This is a genomic window from Paenibacillus mucilaginosus 3016, from assembly GCF_000250655.1.
In the GTDB taxonomy this organism is placed as follows: Bacteria; Bacillota; Bacilli; order Paenibacillales; family NBRC-103111; genus Paenibacillus_G; species Paenibacillus_G mucilaginosus.
Map to the genome: position 1 here is coordinate 2,783,859 of NC_016935.1, position 17,222 is coordinate 2,801,080.

Here is a 17,222-nt window from a genome sequence, read left to right on the forward strand (position 1 = left end):
AGAGAAGAGGAGAACTCCGATGAAGAAGCATCAAGCATGGCTTAAGGCGTGTATGGCGGCATCCCTTGTATTCTCGGCCGGATCACCGGCGGCGGGGTACGCTGCAGCGGCCGTCAATGGTATTCCGGCGGATGCCGCGGGTCACTGGGCCAAAGAAAGCGTTAGCAAATGGCTGGATCACGGCGTTATACAAGGTTATGAGGATGGGACGTTCGGACCGGACAAGCGCATTACCCGGGCTGAATTCGCGAAGATCGTCAATGAGCTGTTCGGTTACTATGCACCGGCGGAACGGCCGTTCACGGATATCGCTAAGGACGCGTGGTATGCCGCTGAGCTCTCAGCCGCGAAGCAGGCCGGCTACTACCAAGGCTTTCCCGGCGGATTATCGAAGGCGGAGACGGAGATCTCGAGGCAGGACGCCGTTGTTTTCCTGGCCAGAGTGTTCGAGCTGAAGGCTGCGGGCGTTGTTCAGGAAAGCGGATTCACGGATGCGGATGAGACGGATGCGTATGCCAAAGAAGCGGTACAGGCATTTGCCGGAATTGTAAACGGTTACGAGGATGGAGGCTTTCATCCCAAGGACAGCATCACGCGGGCCGAAGTCCTCGCTTTGCTCGACCGCCTGGTCGCGGGCTATAATCCCGGCGGGACAGGCACGGCGATGGACGGCCATGTCATCTTGAACAAGAAGAACTCGGTTCTCAAGGACGCGGAGGTGGCCGGGAATCTGTACATAGCGGCCGGGGTGGCAGACGGCGATGCAGTTCTGGAGAACGTCCAGGTCAAGGGAACGACGTTCATCTCCGGAGGCGGCGAACATTCCGTAAACCTTAAGGATTCCACGCTCGGCGAAGTGAGGGTGAACCGGCAGGAGGGCCGGGTCCGCACGGTGGTCTCCGGAACGGCGGTAGTCGGACACATCGAATTGGACAGCGATACCGTGCTGGAGCTCGAGAAGGGCGCCCGGGTGGAGAAAGCCGATGTGAACCGGAGCGCCTTGGTGAAGGTGGCGGAAGGTGCCGGGATCGGCGTGCTCCGGATCGCGCCGGATGCGGCGGGAACCAGTCTCAGCGTCAGCGGTAACGTCGCGGAGCTGAAAATCGAGGCGGACCGGGTGAGCATCAACGGGAAAGAGACGGCCAAAGGGAGCTATAAGCTGACCGGCGGCTCAATCACACCTGCCGGGGCACAAACTCCTGCCGGTGGCAGCACTGGCGGTAACAACGACAGCCGCGGCAGCGGCAGCGGTAACAGTGGCGGCGGCGACAACGGCAGCGGTGGCGACAACGGCAGCGGTGGCGACAACGGCGGTGACGACTCCGGCAGCCTTACGGCTGACCTGGTGGATGCCCAGGCAACGGAAGCGACCCGCTCCCTGTTCGCTTATCTGCAGGAGGTGCGGGGACAGGAGATCCTGTTCGGCCACCAGCATGCGACAGACGAAGGTTTCTCCATCCAGGATCCCATGGGCACCGGCTCGGATGTGCGGCAGGCGGTCGGCGACTATCCGGCGATCTTCGGCTGGGATACGCTGAGCCTGCAGGGCGATGAAAAGCCTGGGGTGCCGGGCGATACGGCTCAAAGCCGTGACCGGCTGCTGGTCAAGATGAAACAGGCCCACGAGCTGGGCGGACTGCTTGCGCTGAGCATGCACCCCTCGAACTTCGTGACCGGGGGCAAATACAACGATACGACGGGGAACGTGGCGGAGAACGTGCTGCCCGGCGGCAAGGCCAATGCGGCGTTCACGGCCTACCTTGATCTCATCGCCGACTTTGCGCTGAAGCTCAAGGACGATGAAGGCACGCCGATCCCGCTGATCTTCCGGGTGTTCCATGAACAGAACGGCGGCTGGTTCTGGTGGGGCGCCAAGACGACGCCGACGGAGCAGTACATCGAGCTCTACCGGTATACCGTCGAATATCTGCGGGATACCAAAGGGGTGCATAACCTGCTCTACGCCTGGTCGCCTAACGGCCCTTTCGGCGGCGACTCCGCCAAGTACCTGACAACCTACCCCGGGGATGCCTACGTGGACATCCTGGGGATGGACCAGTACGATAACCAGGCCGCTCCGGGCACGGAAGCGTTCCTGAACGCGCTGGTGGACGATCTTCGGATGATCTCGGAGGTGGCCGACAGCAAAGGCAAGATCGCGGCGCTGACGGAATACGGCTACAGTCCTCAAGGCATGAAGACGACCGGCAACGGAGATCTGGCCTGGTTCAGCAAGGTACTCGGAGCGATCCAGAGCGACCCGGCCGCGAAGCGGATGGCCTACATGCAGACGTGGGCCAACTTCGGACTGAACAGCAACCTGTTCGTCCCGTACAGCGGCCATCCGGAGCTTGGCGACCACGAACTGCTGCTGGATTTCAAGGCGTTCTACAATGACCCTTACTCCAGCTTCCTCGGGGAAGTGGGCGAGGTCACGGGCAGGAAGGTCACGCCGGCGGAAGAGGCGCCTGTTATGCACGCCGTTACGCCTGTCGAGCAGGGGACGGTCACTACTCCGGTGACGAAGGTGCGGGCGAAGGTGCTGCACACGAACCCGGACCGGGTAGTCTTTACCCCAGGCGGATCCCCGGACGAAATCCCCATGACGCTGGACGCGGAAGGGTATTATTCGGCGGATTGGAAGCTGGACCCCGGCTTCAACGGGAAGACCGCCGAGTACACCGTGAAGGTGTATAAGGATGGTGCCGTAACCCACGAAGAAACGAATCTGATTTTTGTCAAAGTGGAAGAGATGCTGATGCACGCCTATACCTTCAATGACGGCATTGAGGGCTTCCAATCGAACGGCGGGTATCAGGCTTCCGTGACATCGATCGGACATGCGGACTTCGCCGGCAGCGGCAGGCTGCAGCTGAACGTAACGGATACCGTATACACGGACACCTGGCAGGAGCTCAAGCTCGAGCTGACTTCGGCTGCCGGAGATGTGAATCTCGCGGATGTGAAGAGGGTGAAGCTGCAGTTCTTGATTCCTGTCGAGGCAGGACAGAAGAGCGCGGATGCTTCGCTGCAGGCCGTAGCCATGCTGCCGCCGGATTGGGACACGAAGTACGGCATGAACACGACGGCAAGGAAGCTGTCCGAGCTGGAGACCGTTACCGTTGGGGATGCCGTGTACGCGGTTTATCCGGCCTCCATCGATCTGACAAGTCCGGAGCTGTCCGCAGCGGCGTCGGGTCTGGCCCTCTCGATCGCAGGCAGCGGGCTCGAGTACAGCGGACCCATGTATCTGGATAATGTGGAATTGTACAGTGTCTATCACGAAGCTCCGCAGAATCCTTCCGTGGTCGACGATTTTGAAGGCTACCAGGGACTGGATGCGGGACTCCAGACCGCCTTTGTCTCCGCCAGCGGAGACGGAGCTTCCATATCTCTGGCACCCGGACAGGCCCGTCAAGGTCTGTATGCTATGAAATATCAGTACAAGTTAGGCAGCGCAGGCTATGCGGGAGTGAACAGGCTGCTGGGCAGCCGGGACTGGTCGGGAGCCAACCAGCTGCAGTTCTGGCTTACGCCGGACGGGCAGAACCAGAAGCTCGTCATTCAGCTGAAGGTGGATGGCACCTACTTTGAATACTATCCGGCAACGGATCAGTCCATACCTCACCTGGAGGAAATTCCGTTCGCAGCCTTTGTTCCGGTCCACGGGGGCACGGGGCAGCTGACGAAGACCAAGCTGAAGAATGTCCAGGAGTTCTCGATTTATACCAACGCTGTGAACGGTGCGAAGCTGGAGTCAGCGATGTACTTCGACGACATCCGTGCGGTGCTGAACCCGGATGCGCCGAGCGTTCCGAACGGAGGATCGGGCCCGGGCAGCTCGGCGGCACAGCCCGGCATTCTCTACGACTTCGAGACGGATACCGAAGGCTGGATTCTGGAGCAGAATCAGGCTTCCGCGACGGCCCCTGCCGTAACGGCGGATGCCGCAGCCTCCGGAAGCTCCGCGCTGAGCTCCTCCTTCTCCCTTGCGGGGGGTGCCGGCTTCGAGCTGGCTAAGGTGGAAGCCCTCGACCTGTCCGCCGTGGATTCCATCAGTGTGCGGGTGAAGCTGTCTGCCGGCCAGGCGAATGCGCGGCTGTATGTGAAGACGGGGTCCGACTGGGTCTGGCACGACAGCGGGGCGTCCCCCGTGGATTCGAGCGGGTTCGTGACGGTTTCGATTCCCGTCGCTTCCCTCTCGAATCCGGATCTCGTGCAGTCGATCGGGGTTAAGATCGAACCGGTCGGCGGCAGCGGACCGTCGGTCGTGTACGTGGACGAAGTCCGGTTGAACGCACCGGAGTAAACGCATCAGCAAAAGCGCTTCAGAGTAAACGTATCAGAGCAAACGCACCAGAGGTTAACGCTTCAGAGTAACCCGTGCGGACAGCCCGAGAGAAGGAGTTCATCTTTCGGGCTGTTTCTGCGTAACTGCAGGCTGCCATTTTAGAATCCATGACGTGACAGCAGCGCTCCTTACCTGACGGAGTAATCTAGGACAACTTTTGATAACAGAGTACAATGCATTTTTCAGCCCAGGCTTATACAATAGGGATGTAAGCGATAACAGACAGGGAAATCCCGGCTTTGGGGCGGCTTCGTCCCAACAGACAGACCATCAGCAGCCTGGAAGAGAGAGTCATTCTTCGGGCTGTTTTTCATTACCAACCTGCAGGAGAAGAACCCTGTGCTACAATAAGAACACGAGCTTGGCAGAAGTGCATCTTGGCAGAAGTTGAGGGTGAGGAGAGCGGGGATGCTGAAACGATTACATTTATGGCCTCTGCGGGGGCGCCTGGTTCAGCTGACACAGCTTCGCATGGAATGGAAGCTGATTATCATATTCGTATGCCTGCTGATTATTCCCATTTCGCTGCTCAGTTATTATTCGGATCAGAATTACGTGAGCTCGGTCCAGGACAATACGTCGGCTTATGTGCAGGAGGTGTCCAAGGAAACCGCCAACCGGCTTGACGAGTACATTCAGGACATGGAGAAGCTCTCGACCATCCCGGCTTATGTGGACGAGATCAAGGAGAATCTGGAGCTCTCCAACCGGTATTACGAGAGCCTGGAGAGCGGGCAGACCGGGGCGCCGTCGGCCTCACAGTCCCTGACCCTGTCTTCCGTGGAGATCCGCCAGCGGATCGAATCGAGCATCAACTTCCTGAACAATATCAAGGAGGATACGACCTCCGTCTATCTGTTCGACCAGTACGGGAATGCCTATTACCGGTACAAAAGCGGGGTCCGCCAGGACATCGACAAGCGGTATGCGGTGTGGAAGCAGGCGGTGGGGCGGGACAAAGGGCTTCCGGCCCTCATTCCTACCGAAGAGGTCGTGAACAATACGAACCGGCGCAACTATTTGTTCTCGGTGGTCCGCGAGGTGTTCAATAACGCCTATGAGCCTATCGGACTGATCGTCGTGGATGCCAATATGGATTCCTTCGAGCGCTTCGTCAAGGATATGGATGAGGTGACCCATGGGAAGACTTTTATTATCAATAAGGAAGACATCGTGATCTACGACAGCGACCGCACGTTCATGACACGGAAGGTGGAGGCGGGCCATTGGCTGCAGCGCGGCCGGGAGCCCCAGGGAAGCTTCATCGAAGACGTGGACGGCCGGGAGTCGCTGGTCGTCTATTCCGTATCGGAACGCTCCGGATGGCGCGTGGTCATTACCGTCCCGCTGGACGAGCTGACCCAGGGGGTGCAGCGGACCCGCGAGTTCACCCTGTTCGCTACCCTGCTGACGATCTCCCTGGCCTTGGTGCTGTCCATCTTCTTGTCCTTCGCCCTCACGAGGTCGCTGCGCAAGCTGCTCCTCCTCATGAAGAGCGTCCAGCAGGGCAACCTCGAGGTCAGCTTCCCGGTAACGACGCAGGATGAGGCCGGCCGGCTCGGCAACCAGTTCAACCGGATGATCGAGCGGATTCGTCAGCTCATCGAGGAGAATACCCGGATCGGGGAGCGCAAGAAGGAGGCTGAGCTGCACGCGCTGCAGTCGCAGATCAATCCGCATTTTATCTACAATACCCTGGAGTCCATCCGCATGACGGCCGAATTCAACGATGATGACGAGGTGGCCGACATGACGGAGATTCTCGGGAAGCTTCTGCGCTACAGCATTACGGACAAGAAGGAGTTCGTGCAGGTGGAAGACGAGCTGGAGCATCTGCGCAATTATATGAAGCTTCAGGAATTCCGGTATCCGGGGCGCTTCCGGCTGGAGATTGAGCCCTACGGGAGGTACGAATCCCTGCGGATGCTGAAGCTGACCGTTCAGCCGATTGTGGAGAACGCGATCCTGCACGGGATGAATCCGTCACAGACGATGGTGGTGTCCGTCTCCCTGGCCCTGAGCGGGGAGGATGCGGTGATGGTCATCAAGGACAACGGGGTGGGCATGAGCGGGGAGACGCTCGAGAAGCTGCGCCGGTCCCTGTCTCTGCCCCAGGCGGAAGGCGACCGGCGGGATAAACGGGGCATCGGGCTGCGCAATGTCAATGAAAGGCTGAAGCTGTATTACGGCGAAGCGTACGGGCTGGAGGTCTACAGTACGGAAGGCGAAGGGACTGAAGTGCATGTCAGACTGCACCGGACTTGGGAACAGGAGTGAGGAAGGCCATGCTGCGAATCATGATTGCGGATGATGAGGAACGCATCCGGCTCGGGCTGGAGAAGATCATTACGAAGGAAAGCGGGGCGTACAGGGTCGTCGGTTCCTATGCAAGCGCCGTGGAGCTTCTGGAGGACCTGCCCGGCAAAGAGGCCGATGTGATCATTACCGATATCCAGATGCCGGGGATGGACGGCCTCGAGCTGATCGAGAGGCTGCGGAGCCTGAGGCCGGAGGTTCAATGCGTCATCTTGAGCGGCTACAGCGAGTTCGAGTATGCGAGGCGGGCCCTGCAGTTCCGGGTGCTGGAGTACCTGCTGAAGCCGGTCAACAAGCAGGAACTCTTCGCCCTGCTCGGACGCCTGCTCGGGGAGACGGAGAAGCGGAGGAGCGAGGGGCAGGCGAGGCGGGAGTCCTGGCTCCGGGAGAAGCTCCAGGGCCGGGAGCCGGGACATACGGACGAAGCAGCGGATCTGGCCGGTAAGGGGGATATAGCCTGCCTCGTGATCCGCGGGGAAGAGCCGGTCGAGATGGAGGCCCTCTGCAGGTGGGCCGCGGGCGTGAGCGGGACGGCCTTCCTGGAGACGGTGCCGATGTCCGGACATATCGCCTGCCTCCTGTTCGGGGCCGATCCGCTCCTGCACCCGCAGGGTACGGCCGATCTCGGCCGGCTGCTGGCGATGTCCTGCGCGGCCGGACAGAAGGGCTGCTTGTCCATTGGACAGGGTCCGGCGGTCCGGGAGCCGCAGCGGTGGAGCGAGGCTTACAAGGAAGCGCTGCGGGCTAGCCACTATGCGATGTACGGGAGCGGACGCGTCTTGACCGCCTCCGTGGAGGAAATTCCTGACGTCTCGGTGCACGGGCTGTTCGCCAAGGCGGAGAAGGAACTGAAGCCGCACCTCGGGGTGCTGGACGTCCCGGCGATCCGGGAGGTGCTGCAGCGGTTCCTGCACCATCTGGCCGAGCTCAAGCCGGAGAAGAAGCAGCTGCACGAAGTGCTGGAGGGGACGGTCTTCCTGCTGAGGCAGGAGATTCCCGAGTTCATCGAGGGGACTGAGCAGCATTACGGCGGCTCGCTCCAGCTCGAGAAGCTCGTCTACGAGTCCATGCGCTTCGATCAGATCGGCTCGCAGTGGCTGCGGATGATGTCCGACCTGCTCGAATGGAGCGGGGAGCGGCGCAGCGGGCAGGGGAACCGGGTGATCGGGCAGGTCAAGAGGATTCTGATGGATGACTACCAGAGGGATATCGATCTGCCTTCCCTGGCGGCGCAGGTCTTCCTGACCCCGAATTACCTCAGCAAGCTGTTCAAGACCGAGACGGGACAGACGCTGACCGAGTTCCTCATCGGCATCCGGATTCAGAAGGCGAAGGAGCTGCTGAAGGAGCATGCCGAGCTCAAGACGTATGAGATCGGGGAGCGGGTCGGGTATCCGGATCCGGCTTATTTTAACAAAATCTTCAAGAAGACCGTGGGATTCACGCCAAAGGAGTACAGGGATACCGTGAGATGACAGGAAGGAGGCGGTTGAACCCCATGCGTAAAGCAATTCTGTTCGTGACGATACTGCTGCTGCTCTCCGCGTGTACGACAGCAGGCGGAGCACAGCATCCGCCGGACAAGCAGGAAGCTGAGGCCGGCAGCGGAGCGGAGGCCAAGGTGTCCGGCCGCCTGACGGTGTCGACCCACCGGGTAGACCTTGTGGAAGACGGGACCTTCGACCGGTATGCCGATGCGTTCCAGAAGCGGTATCCGGAGGTGCAAGAGGTGGTCTTCGAGCCCATTGTCAATTACGAGAGAGATATCCGGGTCCGTCTGACGACCGGGGATGCCGGTGACGTGCTGCTCATTCCGGGCAATATCGCGCAGGTGAACCTGGGTGACTTTTTTGAGAACCTGAATGATACGGCGGAGGGGCTCGGGGAGCTGTATTTCAAGTACTACAAGTCTTATCTCGGCAACGTGTACGGCATCGTCTCCGGCGTATCCACCGAAGGCATCATCTACAATAAAAAAGCGTTCGCCCGGGCCGGGATCACGGCGCCGCCGCGGACGCTCGAAGAATTGTATGCCGCCTGCGAGAAGCTCAAGCGGGCCGGCATTACGCCGTTCTACATCAATTACGGGGCGCAGTGGCCGATGAAGCAGTGGGGAGAGGTGCTCGTCACGATGATGAGCGGCCGGGGCAGCTACCTGGACTCGATGATCACAACCGACGAGCCGTTCCGCACGGACAATGAGTTCGGACGGTCGCTTACCATTCTGCGGACGCTGATGGGCAGGGGGTATGTGGAAGCGGACCTGCAGAGCAACCGGTGGGAGGCATCCAAAGGCGAATTCGCCCAAGGGAACGTGGGCATGTTCTTCATGGGAAACTGGATGATCCGGCAGCTGGAGCAGGCGGGTACCGCCCCGCAGGATATCGGGTACATTCCGTTTCCTTATGACAACAGCGGCACCTACCATGCGCTGATGAATACGGACTGGTTCTATGCCGTGAGCAAGAACAGCAGGAACAAGGAAGCGGCGAAGGCGTGGATCCGCTTCATGATCGAGGAATCGGGCTATGCCGAGCTCTCCGGCTTCATTCCGCCGCAGAAGAAGCGGAGGCCCGAGCTTCCGCAGCTCGAGGAGTTCTTCTCTTACGGGCCTGCCGTATTCGAGAATGCGCCGTCCTCGCCGCTGTGGTATGCGATCGGCAACAAGGCGAAGATCGACTTCTACCGGGGAGAATATCTGCAGCGGGCGGCTGTCGCAGAGAGTCTGCCGGAAGCCTTCGCGAAGCTGAACGCGAGCTGGAAGGCCAACCGGCTCCGGGTGCTGGAAGCCCGATCCGGCGGAAGGTAAGCAGGGCCTGTGTAAATGAGATCCTGAAGCAAGCTGACGTCGAGGGGCGTCGGCTTTTTTAATGTATAAGAATTTATATCCCGCCAAGATCCATTCGGTCCTGTCATCTTATATTTCTTATAACGCGCATCGTCCTTACAGGAAGGCGAAGCCGTTTATCTTGACCTTACAGCATTTATAAAATTATTCTGCCGGCGCGCAAGCCGTCTATGGAAATTAGCGGAAGTACAGTGCGCTATTCCCACTTTTCGAGGGTACCCACCAGGATTAAAGGAACTCCGATGCGCTATTGTAGGGATGGGCGCGGTTTCCGGACACGTTTTCACCCTATAATGCATCTGAGTTCCTCTATGTTCGGGGAAATGCCGGCAAAACCCTCAATAAGATACCTCACTTCCGCTATTTTTAAAATGAACGCTCCGGCGCCGTGCCGAAACGATCGGTCACCGGAGGCGGAGGCTGAACCGCATACCTTCCGGCACGAACTGCAGGTCTCGGATCGCGGCCGCCTGAGGCCAATGGCGGATCAGCTCCGCCTGCGGCGGCTTCAACCTGAGACCATCCGTCCGGCTGGTGTACTCCCCGGACCTCTGTCCCCGTATGGGCTGCGGCGAAAGTGAAATAGGGATCCCGCCAGATAAGGTTGAAAAACAGCCGGCCCGCCGCCACCCAGCGTTCCCGGCAAAGCAGCGGCACATCCTATATCTCTTATAAACGCGCATCGTCCTTACATCAAGGCGAAGCCGTTTATCTTGTTTGCATGGAAATGAAGCGTCTTCGGATGGGAAAGAGGAAAGAACATTTGCTGCATATAGGCATATGCTGGGGGTGTTGTTACTATCCTGCGAAGGGAATGACTCCTGATGTATTACGTTGTTCATCCTCCGGATTCATATTTCGCCTATGTCAGCAGATCCCGTTATCACTTCGAGTGGATGCTAAGACATCCGTTCTATTCCGCGTATCCGACTGTACCCCATGGCTGGCGGCAGGGAAATCACTTAAGCAATGAAAACGCTCCGGCTGCCGGCTCCTTCCGTCAAGAAGTCATCAAAGACTACGGGCCAGGGCCGTTTGTGGTGAATATCGAAATGGTTACGAAGATGAACGCCGCTTACCGAACCGCCTTGTGGACGGGAGAGCATCTGCAGGTGACCTTGATGATGATCCCTGTCGGAGAGGACATCGGGCTGGAAGTTCATCCCCATACGGATCAATTCCTGCGGATTGAAGAAGGGGAAGGTCTTGTTCAAATGGGGGACAGCAAAGAAAAGCTGGATTATGAGGCCCGTGTTTACGATAACTACGCCATCATGGTGCCTGCGGGAAAGTGGCACAATGTCACGAATAAGGGGGACAAACCGCTTCAGCTGTATGCGATCTATGCGCCGCCCCAGCATCCGACGGGTACGGTTCATGCAACCAAAGCGGCGGCCATGGCTTCCGAGGGAGGCCGCTGACGTTCTCACGGGGCCTGCACGGGAGAAACCGCCGCCGCTGCGGCTTGTCCCGTGCTGTTCGCTGAAGCCCCAAAAGCCCCGAGGGGATGCTCACTCTTCGGTGGAGGGAGCTTCCTGCGGGGCAAAAGGTTATTAGGTTAATTCGAAGCCTACACGCTCGTCAGCTGCAGATTCTTATCGATAAGTGCGATCCGCTGCTGCACGCAGGCGTAGGAGCGGAGCGGGTCCTCCGGCGTGTTCAGCACGTAATCGAGCAGCTGGTCCACCGTTGTGGTGGCCACATGGCAGCGGGTATCCGAGGAGGCGTAGTACAGGAACACGTCGCCGTTCTCGCGTGCGATGACCCCGTTGCAGAAGACCACGTTCGACACGTCGCCGACCCGCTCTTCGCCTTCCGGGGCGATCAGGTGGCCGCCCGGCGCGTGCGTGAGCTTCTGCGGCTCGTTCAGGTCGGTCAGGAAGGCGTACAGCACGTAGCGAAGGCCTGCCGCGGTGTTGCGCACGCCGTGGGCGATGTGCAGCCAGCCCTTCGCTGTCTTGATCGGAGCCGGTCCCTGGCCGTTCTTCACTTCCTTGATCGTGTGGTACTGGCGGTGGTCGATGATCACTTCGTTCTCGATGGAGGCATTCTCCATGGAGGCGGACAAGCCCCAGCCGATCCCGCCGCCGGAACCCGTATCGATGAAGCCGTCCTGCGGACGCGTGTAGAACGCGTACTGGCCGTCCACGAATTCGGGGTGAAGCACCACATTGCGCTGCTGGTTGGACTTCGTCTTGAGATCGGCGAGGCGCTCCCACGAACGCAGGTCCTTCGTGCGGACGATCCCGCACTGGGCGACGGCGCTGGAGAGATCTCCCGGAGGCGCAGCCGGGTCTTTGCGCTCCGTGCAGAAGAGGCCGTAGATCCAGCCGTCCTCATGCTTCACGAGACGCATATCGTAGACGTTGACGTCCGGTTCTTCCGTCTCCGGCAGCACGACCGGGTGATCCCAGAAGCGGAAGCCGTCCGTTCCGTTCGCACTCTCGGCAATCGCGAAGAACGACTTGCGGTCGTTGCCTTCTACGCGAGCCACGAGGTAGAAGCGGCCGTTCAGCTCGATCGCGCCCGGGTTGAACGCGGCGTTGATGCCGAGACGTTCCATGAAGAACGGGTTCGTCTCGGGATTGAAGTCGTACTTCCAGACCAGCGGTGCATGCTGGGCGGTCAGAACCGGATACCGGTAGCGGTCATAGATACCGTTGCCGAGCGGCAGCTTCTCGTTCCTGCGGCTGATCAGCGCCTCGTATTCGGCTTCCAGGGCTTGTTTGCGTTGTTCAAAAAGGGAACTCATGGATGGTCTCCTCCGTTATGGTATAAGAATGGGATGGATAGGGATGATGAAGCCGCCCTTAGTGGGCTTGATGAAGACGCTCGATGATCTCGAAGCAGGCTCTGCCATTATGATAAGGGCATTTCCAGGCGCTGACCTTGGACTGCGCCGTGAGCGGCTTGCGGTCCCGGGTGACGCCCCAGTACCATTCGCCGTGTTCACGGTCGACGATATGGTCCTCGATGAACTTCCAGGACGCAAGAGCGGCGTTCAGGTACTTCTCTTCACCTGTCAGCTGGTAGGCGTTGTAGAAGCCGACGACAGACTCGGCCTGCGGCCACCAGTCTTTATCGGGATCGAGCAGATTCCCCTTCGAATCGGCTTCGTTCCACAGGCCGCCGTCCTCGTCGATGCCTTCAAGGTATGTCGCTTCCGCCATGCGCAGCGCCGTGATCTTGACCTGCTCGAGCAGGTCGGAGTCGCCGAGCACCTCGGCGGCTTCGACGAGCAGCCAGCTGCCTTCGATGTCGTGGCCGTAGGACACGTGATCGCTCTTGGAATGCCACGCTTCGTCGAAGAAGAGCAGGAAGTGGGCGCTCTGCCCGTCAACGATATGGTTCAAAGTGACTTCGATGAGCCCCTTCAGCTGACCGTGGAGCTCCTTGGACGGATACACCCGGTAGAGGTTCGTATAAGCCTCCATGACATGGAGGTGGGTGTTCATTGATTTTTTCTCGTTGAGATCCTTGCCGCTGAGGCTGAAGTCATCGGTATCCTCCCAGGAACGCGAGAGGGCTTCCACATAGCCCTTGTGAACCGGATCGAAGCTGTACTTCTCGAGCAAATGGAACAGCTCTACCGCTTGGTCCAGCGCTTCGGGAACACCCGCCGCGCGGAAATATTCGGCGTAAGCGTAGATGGCGAAGGCCTGGCCGTACACCTGCTTCTTGGTCTGCGCCGGCTTGCCTTTCGCATCGACCGACCAGAACAGTCCGCCGTACTCGCGGTCGGTGAAGTAAGTCGTCAGGTAAGCGTACGCCCGTTGGGCCGCTTCCAGATAAGCCGGGTCCTTGAAGATCCGGTAGGCGGAGGAGAAGGTCCACAGGATGCGCGTGTTGAGCACGAGCGCTTTCTCCGCATCGTCCACCACCGTAAGGTCGCTGCGGATTTCCCCGAGGAACCCGCCGTTCTCGGCATCCGGCGTTTGCTTCAGCCAGAAAGCGAGGATGTTATCTTTGACTTCCTTCTCCACCTGGGGGAGCCAGGAAGTCCGAAGTTCGCTGAGCTGCATAAGAGTTCACCTTTCCTGATTAAAGTGCTTGACCCGCTTCCTGCGTCTGTTTCTGTGTGTAGTACCGCTTCACAACGGCTTCGGCTTTCTTGCCGTACATGCAGTAATCGTCATTCTGTGCCGCCGCGCTGCGCTCATAGAGGTGTGCAGGCCAATCCCACAGCATGAAGCCGCGGACCCAGTCGCGCTTGTCGCAGGCACCGAACATCGCTTCGTAGTACTGCTCCTGCACCTCTTCGCTCGGCGCCCCCTGCAGGCCCCAGTCGTTCGGCAGATGCTGCGAGCCTTCCCGGCTCGGCACCCCGGCTTCCATGAAGAAGAACGGCTTGCCGTGCTTCTTGACCACGGGTTCGATGCGGTCGAGCTGGTTCTCCCAATCGCCGATCGGGTAGTAGCCGCTCGAGGAGATGATATCCACGGCATCCCACCAGGAGACATGGGTTTCCTGGTATTTGTCACAGTTATAGGTGATCGGTCCGCTGTACACCTTCCGCACCTCGGCGATCAGCTGCCGCCATTCCTGCTCGCGGCGGTCGGTCTGCACCATCTCGCAGCCGATGCAGAACAGCTCGCAGCCGGTCTCCTCAGCGATCCGGGCATAGTGGAGGATGAAGCGGGTATACGAAGCGAACCATTCGGACCACTTCGGCTCGCACGGCACATCCATGTCGAAGAAATTGATGTGGGCCCGCCAGGTGCCGTCCGCACAGTTGACGACAGGCTTCAGGCAGACCTTCAGCCCGAGCTCCTTGGACCGGCGGATCGCCCAGCGGACTTCCTCGTCGGTCACCGTCGGCTCGTCCTCGAAAGGAATGACGGTGGACTGCGGATGGGCCTGCAGGGCCGCGAAGGCTACGGTAGCCCAGTTGACCCCCAGCCGCTCTTTCATTTGGGTCAGCGAGTGCTCGGCCTTCTCCGCGGCCCATTCGCCGCGGATGCCGGTCCACCCCCAGGTCATTCCCGCCACATAGGGCTGCAGTACATTTGTATTCATAAGCTCACCTCGGATGAATGATGAATTGGGTATGGGTTTACTATAACAAGGATTAGATAACAATACAATAACTAAAATAACAAAAACGAGAGAGATAGAGTGATTAGGTTTCTGGTTTCAAGAGAGTAACGGGGTTTTGGGTAGGTTTGGGGTTTCATGGAACTGCTGTTTAGGTTCGCATTGACGAATATATAGGCCTTGTATTACGATGGTCTCAGTTGTGATCATAATAACAAAACAAACAAATACCGTGGTATGGAATCCGTCCGATCGAATGCCTTTGAAGAAAACGATCCGGCTCACGGTCCGCAGGCGGTCTGCAGGTGGTCAGCAGCAAGACAGGTGTTCAGCAGGACAGATCGATCCGGGGAAAGGGAAGTTCACAGCCGGGAAGCTCCGGCAGGAATGGAATGCCGCCTCCCACCTATGGTAGGCAGGGGAGGTCCGGTGGTTGTCGGTGTAACCGCTTCAGCGCCGACCGCCAAGTTCCGGTGCTGCGGCAGCAGTACATATGAAGGATGCCAAAAAAGGAGAGAGTGCGATGCCGGCCGATATGCCGCTGACGGAGCTGCTGCAGTATGGGGGAAGCAGCCCGAAGCCTGATGATTTTGATGCTTACTGGGAGCGGGGATTGAAGGAGCTGGAGGAGCAGTCTCTGGATTACGAGCTGGTGCCCGCGGACTTCAAGTCGCCGCTGGCCGACTGCTTCCATCTCTACTTCACCGGCGTCGGCGGGGCCAGGGTGCACTGCAAGCTGGCGAGGCCGAAGCGGGCGGAAGGGAAAGGGCCGGGGCTGGCTTACTTCCACGGCTATTCCTGTGACAGCGGGGACTGGTTCGAGAAGATCGGCTATGCCGCGCACGGCTTCACCGTGCTTGCGATGGACTGCCGGGGGCAGGGCGGGCCGTCTCAGGATAACCTGAGCGTACAGGGGACGACGATCCGCGGGCATCTGATCCGGGGGATCGACGATCCGGATCCGGACAAGCTCTACTTCCGCAGCGTGTTCCTGGATACGGTGCAGACGGTGCGAATTCTGATGGCGATGGATGGGGTAGACCCGCAGCGCGTCGGGGTGTATGGGCTGTCCCAGGGCGGGGCGCTCACGACGGCGTGTGCGGCTCTCGAGCCGCGTGTGCGCATCGCCGTACCGGTGTATCCGTTCCTGTCGGATTACAAGCGGGCGTGGCAGTCGGATGTGTCGGTGACCGCTTACGAAGAGCTGCTCTATTACTTCCGCTTCTTCGACCCCCATCATGCGAGAGAAGAGGAGGTGTTCCGCCGGCTAGGGTATATCGATATCCAGAACCTTGCGGACCGGATACAGGCGAGGGTGCTGTGGGTCACGGCGCTGACTGACAAGATCTGTCCGCCCTCCACCCAGTTCGCCGCGTACAACAAGATCCGGTCGGAGAAGGAGCTGCTCGTGTATCATGAGTTCGGGCACGAGAATCTGCCGTATCTGGCGGACCGCGCGTTCCAGGAGTTTATGAAGCTGTAACCGTGCCGTATGCCAAAGAGGGCGTTTCCCGTTTTGGCGGGAGGCGGCCTTTGTCAGCGGGTCAGGATGGCAGAGATTCACATGGGGGCTTGACCGAGCCGGTAACGCAGATGTACTGCCATGGCAGCACGTCTGCATGGTGAAGATGCCGGCTGATCTTCCAGCCAGAAGGCTGCGTGCCGCGTGCACGGAAGCGGCTTATAACCTATAGCGCGTGGGTTCAGAGCATCCTGCCGCGTGCTTATCATTCGATAAAATAAGCGTTTACAAACGAAGCGGAAGCTGATCTTCGGATTTCATCTCCTGCCGGACTCCAACCATTCGAACTTGTAACCGGCTCCCCTTACCGTATGGATGTACCTTGGCTTTCGAGGGTCCTTCTCAATCTTTTGCCTCAGATTGTAGATATGGACCATGACCGTGCGGAGTTCGCTCATACGGCTTTCTCCCCACAGCATCTCATGCAGGGCTTCGATGGCGTAGACCTGATTCGGGTGCTTGGCCAGCAGGGCAAGGAGATTGAATTCCTTGGAGGAGAGCCGGACCTCGCTGCCGCCCGCCGTCACACGGCGTTCCAGCAGATCCACCTCGAGATCGGGGTAGAGCAGAAGGTGCTTCCGGTTCGCAGGGAAGGCGCGCCGGTGCCGCCGGATATGGGCCTGGATGCGGGCGAGCAGAATCTCCAGGGAGAACGGCCGGGTAAGGTAATCGTCTCCGCCGGTTCTCAGCGCTTCGATTTTGAGGGAATCTTCGTTCAGCGAGCTGATGAAGAGCAGCGGCGTATCGAGCGACCTTCGGATCTCGGCGCACAGCTGAAGTCCGGCCAGCCTGGGCTCCGCCAGATTGAGCAGGATCAGGGCCGGCTGATGCCGTCGGAACAGATCCGGCAGGGCAGGGCTGTGGTAGCCGTCACAAATCACTTCAAACCCGTGAAGGGTCAAATAGCGGGCAAGGCGGCTGCCTTCTTCCAGGTGATCATCGATCAGAATGATGGTCTCCCGCACGGGGTGCACCTCCTCATGCAAGCGTTTGCGTGAAGTGATAAAAACCGGTTTCTTTTTCTATATTCCATTATATGGGCCCCCTTGGGGGAGCGCACCTCCTCCGCTTGATCGGAAAGGTGGAAAATATTGACCTTTCTCGTGTGATTTGGCCGGGCTTGAACGGGACTTGAACTGGGGCCGTTAAGA

General features: G+C 59.2%; 10 protein-coding genes. 6 read left to right on the forward strand and 4 right to left on the reverse strand.

Annotated features, from left to right (window positions below; all coding sequences use genetic code 11):
• The first annotated feature begins 19 nt into the window (after positions 1-19).
• From PM3016_RS12040 to PM3016_RS12065, 5 genes are all read left to right on the forward strand, one after another.
• A complete protein-coding gene (locus PM3016_RS12040; protein ID WP_014369660.1) occupies positions 20-4,309 on the forward strand; it encodes a glycosyl hydrolase in 4,290 nt (1,429 codons plus the stop codon).
• A 450-nt stretch (positions 4,310-4,759) separates the two neighbouring features.
• Positions 4,760-6,628: a cache domain-containing sensor histidine kinase gene (locus PM3016_RS12045; RefSeq protein ID WP_014369661.1), complete on the forward strand. Its 1,869-nt coding sequence runs from the start codon at positions 4,760-4,762 to the stop codon at positions 6,626-6,628.
• Positions 6,629-6,636: 8 nt separating this feature from the next.
• Positions 6,637-8,142: a response regulator gene (locus tag PM3016_RS12050; RefSeq protein ID WP_014369662.1), complete on the forward strand. Its 1,506-nt coding sequence runs from the start codon at positions 6,637-6,639 to the stop codon at positions 8,140-8,142.
• A gap of 23 nt (positions 8,143-8,165) precedes the next feature.
• A complete protein-coding gene (locus tag PM3016_RS12055; protein ID WP_014369663.1) occupies positions 8,166-9,476 on the forward strand; it encodes an ABC transporter substrate-binding protein in 1,311 nt (436 codons plus the stop codon).
• An 863-nt stretch (positions 9,477-10,339) separates the two neighbouring features.
• The gene (locus PM3016_RS12065; protein WP_014369664.1) at positions 10,340-10,936 is read left to right on the forward strand and encodes a cupin domain-containing protein; all 597 of its coding nucleotides are present in this window, start codon (positions 10,340-10,342) and stop codon (positions 10,934-10,936) included.
• A gap of 149 nt (positions 10,937-11,085) precedes the next feature.
• Here the strand turns inward: PM3016_RS12065 and PM3016_RS12070 are convergent, their stop codons facing one another.
• From PM3016_RS12070 to PM3016_RS12080, 3 genes are read right to left on the reverse strand one after another with little or no spacing between them, the layout of a single operon-like run.
• On the reverse strand, positions 11,086-12,267 hold the full coding sequence (locus PM3016_RS12070; RefSeq protein ID WP_014369665.1) for a glycoside hydrolase family 130 protein: 1,182 nt from the start codon (positions 12,265-12,267) through the stop codon (positions 11,086-11,088).
• 58 nt (positions 12,268-12,325) lie between these two features.
• Positions 12,326-13,537: an AGE family epimerase/isomerase gene (locus PM3016_RS12075; protein WP_013915846.1), complete on the reverse strand. Its 1,212-nt coding sequence runs from the start codon at positions 13,535-13,537 to the stop codon at positions 12,326-12,328.
• 19 nt (positions 13,538-13,556) lie between these two features.
• Entirely contained in the window at positions 13,557-14,531 is a 975-nt protein-coding gene (locus PM3016_RS12080) for a glycoside hydrolase family 113 (protein WP_013915847.1), read from the reverse strand.
• 541 nt (positions 14,532-15,072) lie between these two features.
• Here PM3016_RS12080 and PM3016_RS12085 point away from each other — a divergent pair.
• Positions 15,073-16,032, forward strand: coding sequence for an acetylxylan esterase (locus PM3016_RS12085; protein ID WP_014369666.1), 960 nt, complete (start codon positions 15,073-15,075; stop codon positions 16,030-16,032).
• Positions 16,033-16,328: 296 nt separating this feature from the next.
• Here PM3016_RS12085 and PM3016_RS12090 read toward each other — a convergent pair whose 3' ends face one another.
• Positions 16,329-17,036: a response regulator transcription factor gene (locus tag PM3016_RS12090; protein ID WP_014369667.1), complete on the reverse strand. Its 708-nt coding sequence runs from the start codon at positions 17,034-17,036 to the stop codon at positions 16,329-16,331.
• Positions 17,037-17,222: the final 186 nt, after the last annotated feature.